We start from the raw sequence: 17,964 nt of genomic DNA, 5'->3' as shown, positions 1-17,964 counted from the left end.
GCGGGAGACTCTTTTTTGCTTAAATTCAACTAATACTGCTTCATTTAATTGACATTTCTGTCGGATTGTGATATTATAAGTGAGATGAAAATGACACTTTTATATACACATTTTAGCCTCTTTGTGCTCGGACCGTGTCTTTTCCGACGCTTTTCCGCTTACTCCCGAAAGGAGCGCAATATATGAGAAAGCTTATCCCGCTGATCTCAGCGGCAGTTCTCACGGCAAGCCTGACACTTCTCTCCGCGCCTGCCGAGAGCTTCGCCGATGAGTCGGACACCATTAAAATAATGTGCATAGGCGACTCCATCACGGACGGCTATGTGCCCGAATATTCGGGCTCTTACCGCAAGTTCATCTACCACGGGCTGACTGAGAAGGGCTACAAGATAGACATGGTCGGCAGTAAGGACGGCGGCTATACTCCCACCTATACCGACGCGGCAACAGGCGAGAGCTTCGAGTATGACAACGAGAATACGGGCTACAGCGGCTATGCGGTAAAGGCTTATCCAGGACGCAGCGGCATACTCGAAACGCTTCAGCAGACCAAGTGCCTTCAGGAAAAACAGCCCGATATCGTGACACTTCAGATAGGTACCAATAATATAATAGATAACCATGATTTGAATGAGAGCGTGAACGACCTCAGAGAGCTCATAGACTTCATTCTGGCGAATATCCCCGAAGATTCGGCGCTATTCGTCAGCACCATTCCCGCCGCTTCGCCTAACCGCGAGGGTGTGCGCGACTGGTTCGGCAACTACCGCCACTCCGCAGACTGGCAGACTCAGTATGACGATGCGACAGTTGAGGTCAGCGTCGGCAAGGCTGTCAAGGATTACAATGAAGCAGTAGCCGCTCTGTGCTCCGAGATGAAAAGCGAGCACAGCAACATCGCCGTCTGCTATGCGGGAAGTACGATAACCGACGACAATAAAGCGGAGCTCCTCTTCGACGGTGTTCACCCGAACAACGACGGCTACAAAGCTATAGGAGACTACTGGACCGAGCTGCTCGACAGCTACCTCAGCGGTGAGGCTGTTTCTGCGGAGACTTCTGCGGTCACGACCGAGACAGCTTCGACGTCAGCCCTGCCCGAGAATACGGACATCATGGTGAACGACCTCGTGACGTTCAGCCGATATCTGCTCGGCGACAAGCAGACCGCGGAGTCCTATGCCGAGCGCCTGAAGGACTACGACCTCGTCAGAGACGGTGTGCTCGATACCTTCGACCTCGTGCAGATGAGAAAGCTTCTTGTGAGAAGGTCGGCTCCTTTCGGCGACTGAGAGAAGATTCCACAAATCTTTCACAAAAAATACAGACAGTTTACTAATTCTGTGGTAATACTTTAAGACTATTTTAAGACTGGACAGATATAATGTAAACAGAAAATCACGAAAGGAGTTGAGCGTGGAGCGGCAGGGATGATGTCAGGTACTAACGGGCTGCCGCGTTCACAAGCGTATGGCTATAAATACCTTTGCAAGAAAAGAGATAAAGTTCCTGCTCGATATGGAGCAGTACGATGCGCTCGCCGAGGAGATACATAAGTATATGGAGCCCGATAAGTATTGCGTAGGCGGCAAGGAATACGGCATATATAACATATACTACGATACTCCCGACGACTTTCTCATCCGCGAATCCCTCTCAAAACCGTATTATAAGGAAAAATTAAGGCTGCGCAGCTACTTTTCGCCTGCGTCCGAGGATTCACTCGTTTTCCTCGAGATAAAGAAGAAGATAGGCGGCATCGTTACAAAAAGACGCGTCTCGATGACTCTCGCGGAGAGCGCCGAGTACCTCGCGACCCGCAAAAAGCCTGCGGCTAAAAAGTATATCACGGGGCAGGTGTTCGCTGAGCTGGACGCCCTCCTCGACCACTATCCAATACAGCCCAAGCAGTATATCAGCTACCAGCGCGAGGCTTTCTTCGGCAAGGAGAACAAAGACTTCCGCCTTACCTTCGACAGGAAGATAACCGAGCGCCGATATGACCTCGGGCTCGACTATGCAAGCTACGGAAATCAGATAATACGTCCAGACCAGCGCCTGATGGAGGTAAAGGTCGGCGATTCGATGCCCGACTGGCTCGTCCGCAAGCTCTCGGAGCTCGGCATCTACAAGACAAGCTTCTCGAAGTACGGCAAGGCGTATACCAACTTCGTGAAGGAACAGGCTTCTGCGGGTCAGCAGGTCTACATCGCGGGCATTTCCGTGGTAAAGAACAATATCTTAATGAACAGGAGTGTTTGAAATGCTTACGGCATTAAACCTATTCGGCAATATTATCAATGACCTTGAGGATGATTCCATCTTCACAAACGGAGCTTCCGACACCTCGGTCGGTGCGGGTCAGTTCTTCGTATGTGTGGGAGCGGCTCTTGTGCTCGGGTTCCTCATCAGCCTCATCTATATCGCAACTCACCGCAAGGAGGGCTACTCGCAGAGCTATGTAACGACTATTATCATGCTCCCTCCGATAATCGCGCTGATACTCATACTCATCAATTCCACGGCGGGCGCTCTTACGCTCGCGGGTGCATTCACTCTCGTCCGATTCCGAAGCGTCGCGGGCGACCCAAAAGACATCGCCTACATCTTCTACGCAATGGCTACGGGCGTTGCGTGCGGTATCGGCTATATCGGCTTCGCGGTCGTATTCTTCATCGTACTCGGTATCGTGATGTTCGCACTCAGCGAGATAGGCTTCGGCACCTGCAAGTCAAAGCATATGACACTAAAGATAACTATTCCAGAAAACCTCGACTATCAGGGCGTTTTTGAACCCGTACTCAGCAAGTACACGACCTATCACAAGCTCAGAAGAGTCAAGACTACCAACTTCGGTACTCTGTTCGAGCTCATCTACTCTGTTGACGTCAACGATGACATCGACCAGAAAAAATTCATCGACGAGCTGCGTGCTCTCAACGGAAATATGACCATCAACCTCGTATTCTTCAGATACGACGACAAGATATACGAGAACTGAAATATTATTTCTGTCCCCCCTAAATAAAAATTATAGTGGAGCTTGTCAGACTAAAAGTCTGACAATTTCCATAAATACGCATATAGAGGAGAATTGCAATGAATTACAGAAAGCTCGCCGCTATCGCGGCTGTATTGACTATGATGACTTCGGCTGTTTCGTGCGGAAGTGACTCCGACGGCGAGAACTCCGCCGATACCACTGCCGCGGTGACGACCGACGCCTCTGCCGAGGTTTCGGGTACGACCATGGGCACAGGGACTGCCACGACCTCGAAAAATTCGGACAAGACTACTGCCAAAACGACAGACGCTAAGTCCACTAAGACTACCGCGGCAACTACCAAGACAGCAGGCACGACCGTGAACGGTGCAAAGAGCACGGGAAGCGCGGCGGGCGGAAACTCGGGCAGCTCTGCCGCGACAACAAAGGCGGCTTCGGGCGGCTCATCCACGCAGGAAACTACCTCCGCGGGAGAAGAAGTGAAGGAGTACACGGCTGAGATAACGCTCGGCAGCACTCCGCAGGTGACAGGCGAAAATGTCACCGTCGACGGCGCGACAGTAACTATCAGTGCGGGCGGCGACTACATCTTCACGGGCTCGGTCAAAAACGGACAGATAATCGTCGATACGGGCGCTTCCGAGGACAAGGTCACGGTAGTTCTCAACGGCGTGGATATCTCCAACAGCTCGCTCCCCGCGATCTACATCAGAGAGGCTAAGAAATGTACTATCAAGCCCAAGGACGGCTCCGTAAACTACGTCAGCAGCGATATCCCCAAAAAAGGCGTCAGCGAGACCGGTGTAATATTCTCAAATGATACCGTCAGACTAAAGGGCAACGGTAAGCTGTTCGTTACTGCTACCGCCTCCCACGGAATAAGCAGCGATGACGACGTCATCATCGAGAGCGGTACATATGTCATTGATGCGCGCAAGTCGGGCATAATCGCGAACGACGACATAACGGTAAACGACGGCGATGTGACTATCTTCGGCGGCACGAACGGTATCAAAGCCAAGGGCGGCGACGACGCTGCGGGCTCTATCAACATAAACGGCGGTACTATGCACATCTCGGGCGGCACAAAGGAGGAGAAGCACTCCATTTACGCTTCCGTATTCAATTACACAGGCGGTACTGTTTTCGCAGCGGGCAATAAGTTCACCGAGCCCATGCATTCGGCTGCTCCGTATGTCGGCTTCGGTTTCAAGAACGGCGGTGCGGCTGACAGCGAGCTGACCTTCTTCGTCAACGGCAAGGAAGTCGGTACGCTCACTCCGCATAAGGAGTTCAAGTCGGCAGTAATGTTCCTCCCCGATCTGAGCACGGGCGATAAGGTGTCGGTAAGTATCGACGGCAAGAGCGCAGGCGAGTTTGAGGTCGAGGATACAAAGAATGAGATCATGATCGGATAAATAAAGATCAGCCGCAGGAGCGAAGCTTCCTGCGGCTCTTCTTTTTGTACATACAATTACACGAATTATTTTATCAAATTTAGAACAATGTTAGAACATATAATGAACATCCAATTTATATTAATAAACTGTGAACGTTCAGTATCAAATAACTTGTTCATTAAAAATTAACAATAAAATCCGCGAAAAAGTCTTGAAAAGTACACTATTTTATAGTTGAGTGTATAAATATTTATTGCCAAGTGGATTCTTCTGCTATATAATAATATCAGCAATTGAAGATAATTGGTATTCGGTATCAAGTACCCTCCCCTCTCATGTGCTTGATACTGGATATTAATTCAACTGCTCGCCATAGAAAAAGAATTAGTTTTTTATTAAAACTAATCCCTTTCATTTGTAATTTTTTCATGTTTTCTATTCTCAATAACTTATTTTAACTATATCTATGGCTCGGTCCGACAGTGCTAAACGATTTTATATCGTATGGACCGCATTTCGCACCTCGAAAGAGGTGCATCTTTTTGCATTGTGAAACTTGCGTGAAAGATTATATAATCCGCTTGACAAATTATATATACAATGCTATGATATATTCAAAGGAGGCGCAGTTATGAAGAGAAGCGTTTACAGCCTCGTCCTTATGGACGACGTCATCAGAGCGGTCGACGAACAGGCTTATCGGCTCGGGACAAGCCGCTCGAACCTCATCAATCAGATACTCGCGGAACGCCTGTCCTGCGTCACTCCCGAGATGAGGATGCGCGATATATTCGCATATGTCGAGGAGCTCATCGGAGGCGCGATGCAGGTTCAGCAGCAGCGCTCCGCTTCGCTGCTGACAATGCGGACGGCGCTGGAATACAAGTATCGTCCGACGATCAGCTATAAGGTCGAGCTGGAGCGGGCGCCCGACAAGTACCTCGGCACGCTGAAAGTACAGATACGCACGCAGAGCGAGGCACTTATCAAGCTTTTCAACAGCTTCTTCCTCTACCGTGTACAGACAGAAAGCCCGCGTCTGGCTGCAATGGGGTACGACTATCCCGATTGGGAGCTCGCTTCCGGCAGCTTCACCCGCAAGCTCCTCAACGCGGGCGAGGTCACCGATGAACAGGCAGGAGAGGCTATCGGACGCTATATCTCCGACCTCGACCTCTCTGTAAAGACATTTTTCGCCGACCCGCACGGCTTCGGCAGCACTGCTCCCGAGCTTGAAAAAAGGTACGGACAAATGTTGAAGTCATTTGTTGTGTAGTGCTCGGCTAATAGAATACAAAAATCAAATGCAATAGGAGGAAAGAAATATGAATGCAGAAAAATATACCCAGAGGACCATCGACGCCGTCAGAAAGGCTCAGAGCATCGCTGTGATGCAATCAAACAACGTCATCGAGCCCGTTCACCTGCTCTCGGGTCTTATGAAACAGGAAAACGGTCTCATCCCTCAGCTCATCAGGAAAATGAACATCGATGCCGATATCTTCGACGGCGAAGTCGATAAAAAGATAAACATGCTCCCCAAGGTAACAGGAAGCGGCAGAAGCAGTAATATCGGCATTTCTGCCGAGGGCGACCGCGTCCTCACCACTGCCGAGGGAATAGCTGACAATATGAAAGACGAGTTCGTCTCCGTCGAGCACGTTATGCTCGCGCTCATCGACTGTAAGGACAGAGACGTCACGAACCTCTTCCGCACCTTCAATATCACGCGTGACGGCTTCCTCTCGGCGCTGATGTCCGTCCGCGGAAACACGCGCGTTACCTCCGAAAATCCCGAGGATACCTACGACGTGCTCACTAAGTACGGTCAGGAGCTCGTCGGGCTCGCGCGGAAAAACAAGCTCGACCCCGTCATCGGACGCGACAGCGAGATACGCAACGTCATCCGCATACTCTCGCGAAAGACCAAGAATAACCCCGTGCTCATCGGCGAGCCCGGCGTCGGCAAGACCGCTATCGCTGAAGGGCTTGCACTGCGTATCGTGGCGGGCGATGTCCCTGACAGCCTCAAGGACCGCAAGGTCTTTTCACTCGATATGGGCGCTCTCGTAGCAGGCGCGAAATACCGCGGCGAGTTCGAGGAGAGACTCAAAGCTGTCCTCAACGAGATAAAGAACAGCAACGGTCAGATACTTTTGTTTATTGATGAGCTCCACACCATCGTCGGGGCAGGCAAGTCCGACGGAGCTATGGACGCGGGCAACCTCCTCAAGCCTATGCTCGCGCGCGGTGAGCTCCACTGCATCGGCGCGACCACCCTCAACGAGTACCGCCAGTATATCGAGAAGGACCCCGCCCTCGAACGCCGTTTCCAGCCCGTTATGGTCGATGAACCAACCGTCGAGGATACTATTTCCATTCTCCGCGGACTAAAAGAGCGTTACGAGGTCTTCCACGGCGTAAAGATAAGCGACAATGCCCTCATTTCCGCGGCTGTACTCTCCAACCGCTACATCACCGACCGTTTCCTCCCCGATAAGGCGATAGACCTCATCGACGAGGCGTGCGCGACGATACGCACCGAAATGGACTCAATGCCCACCGAGCTCGACGAGATAAACCGCAAGATGATACAGTTACAGATAGAGGAGACCGCACTCAAAAAGGAGAGCGACTCCATCTCGCAGGAGCACCTCGCCGAGATACAGAAGGAGCTCTCGGAGCTCCGCGAGCGGTTCAACGCCATGAAGGCAAAATGGGAGAACGAAAAGAACGATATCTCGTCCGTGCAGAAGCTCCGTGAGGAGATAGAGAAGGTCAGCGGCGAGATAGAACGTGCTAAGCGCGAGTACGACTTCAACAAGGCGGCTGAGCTCGAATACGGGCGTATGCCTGCACTGAAAAAACAGCTCGCCGACCTCGAAGCTCAGGCCGAGGAGGATATGAAGGGCGAAAAGCTCCTCCGCGACAGAGTCACCGAGGACGAGATAGCTAAGATAGTATGCCGCTGGACGGGTATCCCCGTGGCGAAGCTCATGGAGGGCGAAAAGGAAAAAGTCCTGCACCTCGGTGAGCTCCTGCACAAGCGCGTCATAGGTCAGGACGAGGCTGTCGAGAAGGTCAGCGAGGCGATACTGCGCTCGCGTGCGGGCATTCAGGCTCCCGACAGACCTATAGGCTCGTTCATGTTCCTCGGACCTACGGGCGTCGGCAAGACCGAGCTCGCAAAGGCACTCTCGGAGATACTATTTGACGATGAAAAGAACATCATCCGCATCGACATGAGCGAATATATGGAGAAGTTCAGCGTGAGCCGCCTCATCGGAGCGCCTCCCGGATACGTCGGATACGACGAGGGCGGTCAGCTCACCGAGGCTGTACGCCGCAAGCCGTACTCTGTTGTGCTCTTCGACGAGATAGAGAAGGCTCACCCCGATGTGTTCAATATTCTCCTCCAAGTCCTTGACGACGGACGTATCACCGACTCGCAGGGCAGAACGGTCGACTTCAAGAACACTATTATAATATTAACGTCGAACCTCGGCAGCCCGTATATCCTCGACGGTATCGACTCCGACGGCAATATCACCGACGAGGCACGCGCAAATGTGGAGGCTCTGCTGAAGAAGCAGTTCCGCCCCGAATTCCTCAACCGCCTCGACGAGATAATCTTCTACAAGCCGCTCGCCAAAACCGAGATAATGAACATCGTTGACCTCATGCTCGCCGACCTGCAAAAGCGCCTCGACGATAAGCACATACGTATAAATGTGAGTGAAGCTGCAAAGAATTATATCGTTGACTGCGGCTATGACCCCAACTTCGGCGCACGTCCGCTCCGCCGCTTCATCCAGAGCAAGGTCGAGACTCTCGTCGCAAAAATGATGATACAGTGCGACCTCTCGGCGGGAGATGCCATTGATGTCGACCTCTCGGACGGCGTTCTGACTGCCGAAAAAGGCTGATTTAGAAACCCGAAAAAGTGCGTGTATCCGACGTTTGTAAGCCATGATAACGGAAAATAGGCAAAATCTATGGTCGTTTTCGATAAAAAGCAGGCTGCATATACCGTAGAATCGGTCGAAATGTCTTTTTTTCGCAAATTCCTTGACAAATCACGTAAATAGGTATATAATGCATATATAAAATTTAAAAATGGAGGATACAGATATGACAAAAACTGAACTTATCAGTGTTGTTGCTGAAAAGACTGACTTCACAAAGAAGAACGCAGAGGCTGCTGTAAACGCAGTTATCGCTGCTATCACAGATTCTCTCGCAAGCGGCGAGAAGGTTTCTATCGTTGGCTTCGGTACATTCGAGGTTCGTGACAGAAAGGCTAAGCAGGTAATCAACCCCCAGACCAAGAAGATGATGACTGCTCCTGCTTCCAAGGCTCCCGCTTTCAAGGCTGGTCAGGCTCTCAAGAACGCTGTAAACAAGTAATCCAAACGGAGGTAAAGAATCATGGCTGATGTTAAGAAGACCGCTGAGGCAGCTGTAGCAGAAGTTAAGGCTCCCGAGAAGGCTGCTGAGAAGAAGGCTCCCGCTAAGAAGGCTGCTGCTCCCAAGAAGGCTGCTGCTCCTAAGAAGGCTGCTGCTAAGAAGCCCGCTGAGAAGAAGGCTGCTGCTCCCAAGAAGGCCGCAGAGAAGAAGACTGCCGCTAAGAAGACAGCTGCTTCCGAAAACGTTTATGTTCAGTACCGCGGCTCTGAGATCACTTCTGCTGATCTCATCGCAAAGGCTAAGAAGGCTTCGGGTATCAAGTCTCCCAAGACTGTAAACGTTTACGTAAAGCCTGAGGAGAATAAGGTATACTACGTTGTTGATAACAACGCAGGCAGCTTTGATCTCGTTTGATTTAACTTTATAATGCAGGAAGAGCTGTACGGGTCGCGTGCAGCTCTTTTTATTTCGCGGTCGGATGATTTGAAAACGCCCGCTTCCATAGAAAAATTATATTTGCTTTTTTTGTGCGGATATGATATAATGATTTTGCAGGGGAGCTTGTGCTACAGGCTGAGAGGAAGGTGCCACCTTCGACCCGTGACCTGATTTGGATAATGCCAACGTAGGGAGCTGAACAAAGTATTTTTTGCGGCAGCTTCATATAAGCTGCCGATTTTTGTTGGGAGGAATGTATATGCTGACTATCAACGGCAAGGAATACGAGCTCAACGGCAAGACAGTTGCCGAGGCTCTCGCAGAGATAGGCTACGGCGGGCAGCGCGTCGCTGTCGAGCTGAATGAGTCTATCGTGCCTAAGGACCAGTACACGTCTACGGTGCTGTACGAGGGCGACCACCTCGAAGTTGTGCGCTTCGTGGGAGGCGGCTGATATGACTGTGCCTACACGTGAGGAGATGTACCGCGCACTCGAGGAGCGCCACGGTGCGGAACTCCAGCGCAGACTGTCGGCGGCAAGCGCTGCCGTCTGCGGACTGGGCGGGCTCGGCTCGAATATCGCGATACACCTCGCGCGTGCGGGTGTGGGACGGCTGCACATCATAGACTTCGACCGCGTGGATATCTCCAACCTCAACCGCCAGCAATACTTTCCCGAACAGCTCGGGATGTTCAAGTCCGATGCACTGTACGATACGCTCTCGCGGATAGCTCCGTACTGCGATATCTCACGCGACTGCGTGAAGCTCACCGAGGACAATATCCCCGAGCTCCTGCGCGGCGAGGATATCGTCTGCGAGGCGTTCGACCGCGCAGACCAGAAGGAAATGCTGGTGAATACCGTGCTCGAAAAGCTGCCCGATAAGTTCCTCGTTTCGGGGTCGGGCATGGCGGGGCTCTCCTCCGCGAACAGCATCGTCACACGAAAGGTGACAAGGCATTTTTATGTCTGCGGAGACGAAGTCAGTGACGTCGCGGACGGGCTCGGGCTCATTTCTGCGAGAGTTGCTGTCTGCGCGGCTCATATGGCTCATATGGCGATACGCATTATCGCCCAAGAATACGACGTTTAAGGAGAATGTACAATGAATGATGATAAGCTTATCATAGGCGGAAGAGAATTCGGCTCGCGCTTCATCCTCGGTTCGGGCAAGTACTCGCTCAGCCTCATTGAGGCTGCCGTAAAGTACGCGGGTGCCGAGATAATCACGCTGGCTGTACGCCGCGCGAATACCGCCGAGAGCGAAAATATCCTCGACTATATCCCCAAGGGCGTGACCCTGCTCCCGAATACTTCGGGCGCGAGAAATGCCGAGGAGGCTGTCCGTATAGCTCGCCTTGCACGAGAGCTCGGCTGCGGCGACTTTGTGAAGATAGAGATAATGCGCGATACGAAGTACCTGCTCCCCGACAATCAGGAGACAGTGAGAGCTACCGAGATACTCGCGAAAGAGGGCTTCGTGGTCATGCCCTATATGTACCCCGACCTCAACACCGCCCGCGACCTCGTCAACGCGGGTGCGGCGTCGGTCATGCCGCTCGCTTCACCTATCGGCTCAAATAAGGGGCTTGCTACAAAGGACTTCATCCAGATACTCATCGACGAGATAGACCTGCCCATAATCGTTGACGCGGGCATCGGCAGACCGTCGCAGGCGTGCGAGGCTATGGAGATGGGTGCCGCGGCTGTTATGTCGAATACGGCGCTCGCTACCGCGGGAGACCTCCCCGTTATGGCTGAGGCGTTCAGACAGGCGATAGAGGCGGGCAGAAAGGCTTACCTCTCGGGTCTTGGACGCGTCCTCACACGCGGTGCTTCGCCGTCGGATACCCTCACGGGTTTCCTTAGAGACTGATGTAGCGGCGCATTACAGCAAAGCTGCATATAGCATCACAATCCAAATCAAAGATTTGGTGTGCTGCTTATCCGTGCGCCCGCAATAAAAACATCATCACGGGCGAGCGGAACTCGCCCCTACAGATAACAACGAATTGGAAGTAATATAAATGGACAACAACTACTTTGTGGATTCGGACAAGCTCTCCGAAGCCGCACTTGAAAAAAAGCACCGCCTCGAGAACGACCCGTCCTCCCGTACCGACCACATGGCGTACATGGAGGGAATGGAGCAGATAAGCTCCGACATCCGCGGAAAGGTCATCTCCGAGATGCAGAGCTACGACTACAGCAAGTATACACCCGCGGACGTGCTCCGCGCACTCAGGCACGATACCTGCTCCGTCGAGGACTTCAAAGCCCTCCTCTCCCCTGCCGCCGAACCCTTTCTCGAACAGATGGCTGAAAAGGCAAGGCTCGAAACACAGAAGCACTTCGGCAACACCGTCTACCTCTTCACTCCTCTGTATATAGCCAATTACTGCGAGAATTACTGCGTGTACTGCGGATTCAACTGCTATAACGATATCCGCCGCATGAAGCTCTCAATGGAGCAGATAGAGCACGAGATGAAGGTCATCTCCGAGAGCGGCATGGAGGAGATACTCATTCTCACGGGCGAGAGCCGCGCGCAGAGCAGCGTCGAATATATCGGCGAGGCTTGCAAGCTCGCACGGAAGTATTTCAGGCTTGTCGGTATCGAGATATACCCCGTCAACACAGACGAGTACCGCTATCTCCACGAGTGCGGAGTCGACTACGTCACCGTGTTTCAGGAGACCTACGACAGCGACCGATATGAGCAGCTGCACCTGCTCGGACACAAGCGCGTTTTCCCCTACCGCTTCGAGGCGCAGGAGCGCGCTCTTATGGCGGGTATGCGCGGGATCGCCTGCTCGGCTCTGCTCGGGCTCTCGGACTTCCGAAAGGACGCCCTCGCGAGCGCACTGCACGTCTACTACTTACAGCGCAAGTACCCGCACGCAGAGATATCGCTTTCGTGTCCGAGACTTCGCCCAATTGTCAATAACGAGAAGATAAACCCGCTCGACGTCCACGAAAAGCAGCTTTGTCAGGTGCTGTGCGCGTACAGGATATTCCTGCCGTTCTGCGGTATCACGGTGTCGTCGCGTGAGAGCGAGAGCTTCCGCAACGGCATAGTCAAGATCGCCGCGACTAAAATATCCGCGGGCGTTTCCACGGGCATCGGCGACCACGAAAGCAAGTACACGGGCAAGGAAGCTGATGAGGCGGGCGACGAGCAGTTCGAGATAAGCGACGGTCGCAGCCTCAGAAAAATGTACGACGATATGTCGGGCGAAGGACTTCAGCCTGTGCTGAACGATTACCTCTATGTGTGACATTATCTGTGTGACAAACAGGTGGCTGTGTGAGGACTTCCCCGCACAGCTCCGAAAAATAGCCGAAGCCGAGCCGAAAGCGGTGATACTGCGCGAGAAGGACCTCTCTCCGAGGGAATACAGCTCGCTCGCGGTGACTGCAATGCGTATCTGCGGGGAGTACGGCGTACCGTGCGTGCTCCACAGCTTCACAGACACTGCGGCGGAGCTCGGTGCGGAGGCGATACACCTGCCGCTGCATATCCTATGCGGGCTCCCCGACGATATGAAGCGGAGATTCCGCACGATAGGCGCCTCATGCCACAGCGTCTCCGATGCGCTCGAAGCGCAGAAGCAGGGGGCTTCCTACATCACTGCGGGACACGTTTTTGCTACCGACTGCAAAAAAGGTCTGCCGCCGCGCGGTCTTGACTTCCTGCGGGAGGTGTGCTCCGCCGTGAGCATACCCGTGTACGCTATAGGCGGGATCTGCGCGGAAAATTACGGCTCCGTCATTGCCGCGGGAGCGTCGGGAGCGTGCGTGATGAGCGGGCTGATGAGCTGTCCCGACCCGAAAAAATACCTTGACAGATTCAAAAAGGAGAGTGACGTGAAATGAAGTTTTTACCCGAAATGCTTACCCTTTACGCCATAACCGACAACACCTGCCTCCGCGGGAGAGACCTCGCAGAGCAGGTCGAGCTCGCATTGCAGGGCGGCGTGACGTGCGTGCAGCTCCGAAATAAGGAGCTCGACACAGACGAGCTCGCCGAGGAGGCGCGCAGGCTCGTGCCGATCTGCCACAGGTACGGAGCTCCGCTCATCGTCAACGACGACTTCCGCGCGGCCATGCTCGCGGGAGCAGACGGCGCACACGTCGGCATCGACGACGCGCCCGTCGCGGAGATACGTCGTATTGCGGGCGATGACTTCATCATCGGCGCGACTGCAAAAACGGTCGGGCAGGCGCTTGAGGCTCAGAAAATGAGCGCCGATTACCTCGGCGTGGGAGCTGTCTTCCCCTCCCCTACCAAGAAAAATGCTATCCGCATCACCCCCGCCGACCTCCGCGAGATAACGGCGAGCGTGAAGCTGCCCGTCGCTGCGATAGGCGGTATCACGGCGGAGAATGTCCATGAGATAAACGGGTGCGGTCAACGCGGCATTGCGGTCGTTTCGGCGATATTCGCCGCGGACGACGTCAGGGCGGCGGCTGAACTGCTCCGACAGAAGGCTGAGGAGGCGATCGCTCGATGATAAACAAAAATCCCGATGACGAGCGCTTTTTCCGTTTGTCCGACCATGTGCGCGAGCCGAAACATACGGCTCTGACTATCGCGGGGAGCGATTCCTCGGGCGGTGCGGGCATTCAGGCTGACTTAAAAACCATGACCATGAACGGCGTCTTCGCTATGAGCGCGATAACAGCTCTGACCGCGCAGAATACCACGGGGGTCACGGGTGTACTCGACACTCCGCCCGACTTCCTCGCAAAGCAGATAGACGCGGTGTTCAGCGATATCCGTCCCGATGCTGTCAAGATAGGTATGGTATCGTCGGCGGAGCTCGCCGAAGTCATCGCGGACAGGCTCGCTTACTGGAAAGCCGAAAATGTCGTGGTCGACCCCGTTGCCGTAGCGACAAGCGGCTCGGCTCTGAGCTCGGGAGAAGCTTATGAGGCTGTCAAGCGGCTGCTCTTCCCGATAGCGGAGGTCATCACGCCGAATATACCCGAGGCGGAGCTGATATCGGGCATGAAGATAGCATCCGCGGACGATATGGAAGCCGCTGCGATGGCGATAGTCGATAAATACGGCTGCGCGACGCTCTGCAAGGGCGGACACATGGTAAACGACGCGAGCGATTTCCTCTGCTGCCCCGACGGTACGTCGCAGTGGTTCGAGGGCAGACGCATAAACAACCCCAATACTCACGGTACGGGCTGCACGCTGTCAAGCGCCATTGCGGCGGGACTCGCAAAGGGTATGGAGCTTGCGGAAGCTGTCGAGTGCGCGAAGGAGTACATCTCGGGTGCGCTCGCGGCTATGCTCGACCTCGGACAGGGCAGCGGTCCGCTCGACCACGGCTATCTGCTCCGCAGATAAATGTAGGGGCGGATACTATCCGCCCGCCGAAATACCGATAAATAAACCCATATAAATGTAGGGAACGCCGCCCTCGGCGTTCCGATAAAATAAACAAATCCAAACACGAAAGGAATTAAACCAATGAGAGAATACAGCACACAGATGGAAGCCGCCAAGAAGGGCATCATCACGCCCGAAATGAAGATAGTAGCCGAGAAGGAGAACATGGACGCTGAGAAGCTCCGCGCTCTCGTGGCGACAGGCGAGGTGGCTATCCCCTGCAACATCAACCACAAGTCCATCTCCCCCGAGGGCATCGGCGCGGGCATGAGAACGAAGATAAACGTGAACCTCGGTATTTCGGGCGATAAGAACGACTACGACATGGAGATGGAAAAGGTCGACATGGCTATAAAGTTCGGCGCAGAGGCTATCATGGACCTCAGCAACTACGGTAAGACCAACACCTTCCGCAAGGCGCTCGTTGAGAAGTCGCCCGCGATGATAGGTACTGTTCCGATGTATGACGCTATCGGCTACCTTGAGAAGGACCTCCTCGAAATAACCGCGCAGGACTTCCTCAAGGTAGTGCGCGCGCACGCCGAGGAGGGCGTGGACTTCATGACTATCCACGCAGGTATCAACCGCCGCGCTGTTGAGGCTTTTATGCGCGACAAGAGAAAAATGAACATCGTTTCCCGCGGAGGTTCGCTCCTCTTCGCGTGGATGATGATGACAGGCAATGAAAACCCCTTCTTCGAGTACTACGACGATGTGCTCGAGATACTCCGCGAATTTGACGTGACTATCAGCCTCGGTGACGCGCTCCGTCCCGGCTGTATCGACGATGCGACCGATGCGGGTCAGATAGCGGAGCTCATCGAGCTCGGCGCGCTGACCGAGAGAGCTTGGGCTAAGGACGTGCAGGTCATGGTCGAGGGTCCCGGTCACATGGCAATGAACGAGATAGCGGCGAATATGAAGCTCCAGAAGCGTATCTGCCACAATGCACCGTTCTACGTGCTCGGGCCTCTCGTTACGGATATCGCTCCCGGCTATGACCACATCACTTCCGCTATCGGCGGTGCTATCGCTGCCGCAAACGGAGCTGACTTCCTCTGCTACGTTACTCCCGCAGAGCACCTCCGCCTGCCCGATGCCGCCGACGTCAAGGAGGGCATCATGGCGAGCAAGATAGCGGCTCATGCTGCTGATATCGCGAAGGGCATACCGAATGCAAGAGACATCGACAACAGAATGGCTAAAGCTCGGCATGAGCTCGACTGGGAAGAGATGTTCAAGATTTGCATCGACCCCGAGAAGGCTCGCGCTTACTACGAGAGCACACCCGTTTCCGAGCGCCATACCTGCTCGATGTGCGGTAAGATGTGCGCAGTTCGTACTACCAACATGATACTCAACGGCGAAAAGGTAGAATTCTGCTCGGAGAAATAAAGGAGCGTCCATATGATATATACGGTCACTTTCAATCCCGCGATAGACTACGTTGTCCACACCGACGAGCTCAAAGCGGACGGCGTGAACCGCTCGTCAAGCGAGGAGATATACATCGGCGGCAAGGGCATCAACGTTTCGGCTGTACTGGCGGAGCTCGGCGTGCAGTCGATAGTTCTCGGCTTCACTGCGGGCTTTACGGGCATAGCTATCGAGCGCGGGGTCTGCTCTATGGGCATTGAGGCGGACTTTGTAAGGCTCAAAAGCGGCAATTCCCGCATCAATGTCAAGATAAAGACGGACTCCGAGACCGAACTGAACGGGCAGGGTCCCGAGATAGACGAGCACGCCATTGACGAGCTCTTCGCGAAAACTGACCGATTCAAGGACGGCGACACGCTCATCCTCGCGGGCAGTATCCCGAGCAGCCTGCCCTCCGATATCTACGAGCGCATCCTCGGACGCATTGCGGACAGGGATATCCGCACCGTGGTCGACGCGACAGGCGAGCTGCTGATGAATGTGCTGAAATACCGCCCATTCCTCATCAAGCCCAACAATTTCGAGCTTGAAGAGATGTTCGGAGCTGAGCTCAAAAATGAGGATGACATCGCCGCTTATGCGAGAAAATTGCAGGATATGGGGGCTCGCAACGTTCTCGTGTCCATGGCTGAGAAAGGTGCGCTGCTCCTCGACGAGAACGGTGAGCTCCATAAACAGGGCGTATGCCGCGGCGAGGTCAGGAACTCCGTGGGAGCGGGAGATTCCATGCTCGCAGGTTTCGTGGCAGGACTTCCGCAGGGAAGCGAGTATGCTCTAAAGCTCGGTACTGCCTGCGGCGGAGCTACTGCCTTCTCCGACTGGCTCGCAAGAAAGCCGCTCATCGACGAGCTGATGGACCAACTGATGTCTGCCCGATAACTGCATACTATACGCAAAAAAGAGCTCCCGAAGGAGCTCTTTTGTTATACCTCAGCAAGGTAATTCTCGATAGGGTCGTCATAGGCAGGCATTCCGCGCTCGCCTATCATGAACGATACCGCACGCTGACAGTTGCAGATAACGTTTTCGACAGCGTTCCCGCCGTACTCGCCGTCGCGGGTCCACGTTATCTCCTCATCGCTGAGCGAGGTGAAGGTTATCTTGTTCGTGCGGAAGAACTTGATGTAGTCCTTGTCTATCTCCACGGAGATATTGAGCAGCGAGCGTACTATCTGCTGGAGCTGTATGAGATTCGCGGGCTTCTTTATCAGCGTGACCTCGAAAACACCGTCGTCAAGGTAGAAGTCGTTCATCGAGAGCAATCCCGCTACCGAAGCGGAATTCGTGACCATTCCAAAGATATAGTCGCCCTCCACAACGTTGCCGTCGTACTCGATACGCATTCTCTTTGAGCGCAGGGTCGAGAGCTGCATCATGCCATTCAGGACGTAGGATACGTGGCCGAGCACGTTCTTGACCTGCTGCGAGGTCTCATACGCGACGCTCGTAAATGCTCCGAAAGCGACGATGTACGAGAAGTAGTTGTCGTTGAAGCTGCCGATGTCGCACGGTGTTGCTGTTCCGCTCGTTATCCATTTCACGGCGTCCATGGTGTTCTTGGGTATACCGAGACTGCGCGCAAAATCGTTGGTCGAGCCCGCGGGCAGGTAGCCTATCGGGACGCGGCTGCGGCTCTTCATCATGCCCTGCAAACACTGGCTGAGCGTGCCGTCTCCGCCCGCACATACTATGAGGTCGAAGCCGTTCTCGCAGGCGTAATTCGCCGAATCTGCGGCATCGGTACCGCTCTGGGTGATATGCACCGTGACCTCGAAGTGCGCTTTGTTGAATTCGTCTATTATCTCGCCGAGCTTATCGCCGATCGTGGCTCTGCCCGCGAGCAAATTAACTATAAAATATAATTTCTGCATAA

General features: G+C 53.8%; 18 protein-coding genes and 1 riboswitch. Of the genes, 17 read left to right on the top strand and 1 reads right to left on the bottom strand.

The window, feature by feature from the left end:
* Positions 1–182: 182 nt before the first annotated feature.
* The 17 genes from BMX22_RS11955 (at position 183) to pfkB (ending at position 16,970) form a co-directional block, all read left to right on the top strand.
* A complete protein-coding gene (locus BMX22_RS11955; protein WP_074742666.1) occupies positions 183–1,292 on the top strand; it encodes a GDSL-type esterase/lipase family protein in 1,110 nt (369 codons plus the stop codon).
* A gap of 178 nt (positions 1,293–1,470) precedes the next feature.
* On the top strand, positions 1,471–2,262 hold the full coding sequence (locus BMX22_RS11950) for a polyphosphate polymerase domain-containing protein (protein WP_074742665.1): 792 nt from the start codon (positions 1,471–1,473) through the stop codon (positions 2,260–2,262).
* A gap of 1 nt (position 2,263) precedes the next feature.
* The gene (locus tag BMX22_RS11945) at positions 2,264–3,001 is read left to right on the top strand and encodes a DUF4956 domain-containing protein (protein WP_081349193.1); all 738 of its coding nucleotides are present in this window, start codon (positions 2,264–2,266) and stop codon (positions 2,999–3,001) included.
* 98 nt (positions 3,002–3,099) lie between these two features.
* On the top strand, positions 3,100–4,422 hold the full coding sequence (locus tag BMX22_RS11940; RefSeq protein ID WP_074742664.1) for a carbohydrate-binding domain-containing protein: 1,323 nt from the start codon (positions 3,100–3,102) through the stop codon (positions 4,420–4,422).
* 613 nt (positions 4,423–5,035) lie between these two features.
* Positions 5,036–5,680, top strand: a complete 645-nt coding sequence (locus tag BMX22_RS11935) for a hypothetical protein (RefSeq protein ID WP_074742663.1) — start codon at positions 5,036–5,038, stop codon at positions 5,678–5,680.
* 49 nt (positions 5,681–5,729) lie between these two features.
* Complete coding sequence (gene clpB / locus BMX22_RS11930) at positions 5,730–8,330, top strand: ATP-dependent chaperone ClpB (protein WP_074742662.1); 2,601 nt, start codon at positions 5,730–5,732, stop codon at positions 8,328–8,330.
* 205 nt (positions 8,331–8,535) lie between these two features.
* Positions 8,536–8,811: an HU family DNA-binding protein gene (locus BMX22_RS11925; RefSeq protein WP_074742661.1), complete on the top strand. Its 276-nt coding sequence runs from the start codon at positions 8,536–8,538 to the stop codon at positions 8,809–8,811.
* 21 nt (positions 8,812–8,832) lie between these two features.
* Positions 8,833–9,225 (top strand): DUF6465 family protein, encoded by a 393-nt coding sequence (locus BMX22_RS11920; RefSeq protein WP_143055528.1) that lies wholly within the window; start codon positions 8,833–8,835, stop codon positions 9,223–9,225.
* Positions 9,226–9,354: 129 nt separating this feature from the next.
* A riboswitch (TPP riboswitch) is annotated at positions 9,355–9,460 on the top strand.
* A 48-nt stretch (positions 9,461–9,508) separates the two neighbouring features.
* Positions 9,509–9,703, top strand: coding sequence for a sulfur carrier protein ThiS (gene thiS / locus BMX22_RS11915; protein ID WP_074742659.1), 195 nt, complete (start codon positions 9,509–9,511; stop codon positions 9,701–9,703).
* A 1-nt stretch (position 9,704) separates the two neighbouring features.
* Entirely contained in the window at positions 9,705–10,343 is a 639-nt protein-coding gene (gene thiF / locus BMX22_RS11910; protein WP_074742658.1) for a sulfur carrier protein ThiS adenylyltransferase ThiF, read from the top strand.
* A 12-nt stretch (positions 10,344–10,355) separates the two neighbouring features.
* A complete protein-coding gene (locus BMX22_RS11905) occupies positions 10,356–11,126 on the top strand; it encodes a thiazole synthase (RefSeq protein WP_074742657.1) in 771 nt (256 codons plus the stop codon).
* 151 nt (positions 11,127–11,277) lie between these two features.
* A complete protein-coding gene (gene thiH, locus BMX22_RS11900) occupies positions 11,278–12,528 on the top strand; it encodes a 2-iminoacetate synthase ThiH (RefSeq protein WP_074742656.1) in 1,251 nt (416 codons plus the stop codon).
* A complete protein-coding gene (locus BMX22_RS11895; protein WP_074742655.1) occupies positions 12,521–13,126 on the top strand; it encodes a thiamine phosphate synthase in 606 nt (201 codons plus the stop codon). Before thiH ends, BMX22_RS11895 begins: the two co-directional genes overlap by 8 nt.
* Positions 13,123–13,764 carry a thiamine phosphate synthase gene (gene thiE / locus BMX22_RS11890; protein ID WP_074742654.1) on the top strand — a complete coding sequence of 214 codons (642 nt, stop codon included), beginning with the start codon at positions 13,123–13,125 and terminating at the stop codon, positions 13,762–13,764. Before BMX22_RS11895 ends, thiE begins: the two co-directional genes overlap by 4 nt.
* Positions 13,761–14,612 carry a bifunctional hydroxymethylpyrimidine kinase/phosphomethylpyrimidine kinase gene (thiD, locus tag BMX22_RS11885; RefSeq protein WP_081349192.1) on the top strand — a complete coding sequence of 284 codons (852 nt, stop codon included), beginning with the start codon at positions 13,761–13,763 and terminating at the stop codon, positions 14,610–14,612. The genes thiE and thiD overlap by 4 nt, the downstream gene beginning before the upstream one ends.
* Positions 14,613–14,735: 123 nt before the next feature.
* Positions 14,736–16,049, top strand: a complete 1,314-nt coding sequence (thiC, locus tag BMX22_RS11880) for a phosphomethylpyrimidine synthase ThiC (protein WP_074742653.1) — start codon at positions 14,736–14,738, stop codon at positions 16,047–16,049.
* 12 nt (positions 16,050–16,061) lie between these two features.
* Positions 16,062–16,970 (top strand): 1-phosphofructokinase, encoded by a 909-nt coding sequence (gene pfkB, locus BMX22_RS11875; RefSeq protein WP_074742652.1) that lies wholly within the window; start codon positions 16,062–16,064, stop codon positions 16,968–16,970.
* Positions 16,971–17,014: 44 nt separating this feature from the next.
* Here the strand turns inward: pfkB and BMX22_RS11870 are convergent, their stop codons facing one another.
* Positions 17,015–17,962, bottom strand: a complete 948-nt coding sequence (locus tag BMX22_RS11870; RefSeq protein WP_074742651.1) for a diacylglycerol/lipid kinase family protein — start codon at positions 17,960–17,962, stop codon at positions 17,015–17,017.
* Positions 17,963–17,964 lie beyond the last annotated feature (2 nt).

The sequence above is a fragment of the Ruminococcus sp. YRD2003 genome (assembly GCA_900109435.1).
GTDB classification, from domain to species: Bacteria; Bacillota; Clostridia; order Oscillospirales; family Ruminococcaceae; genus Ruminococcus; species Ruminococcus flavefaciens_G.
This window is presented reverse-complemented; position numbering and strand designations above follow the sequence as displayed.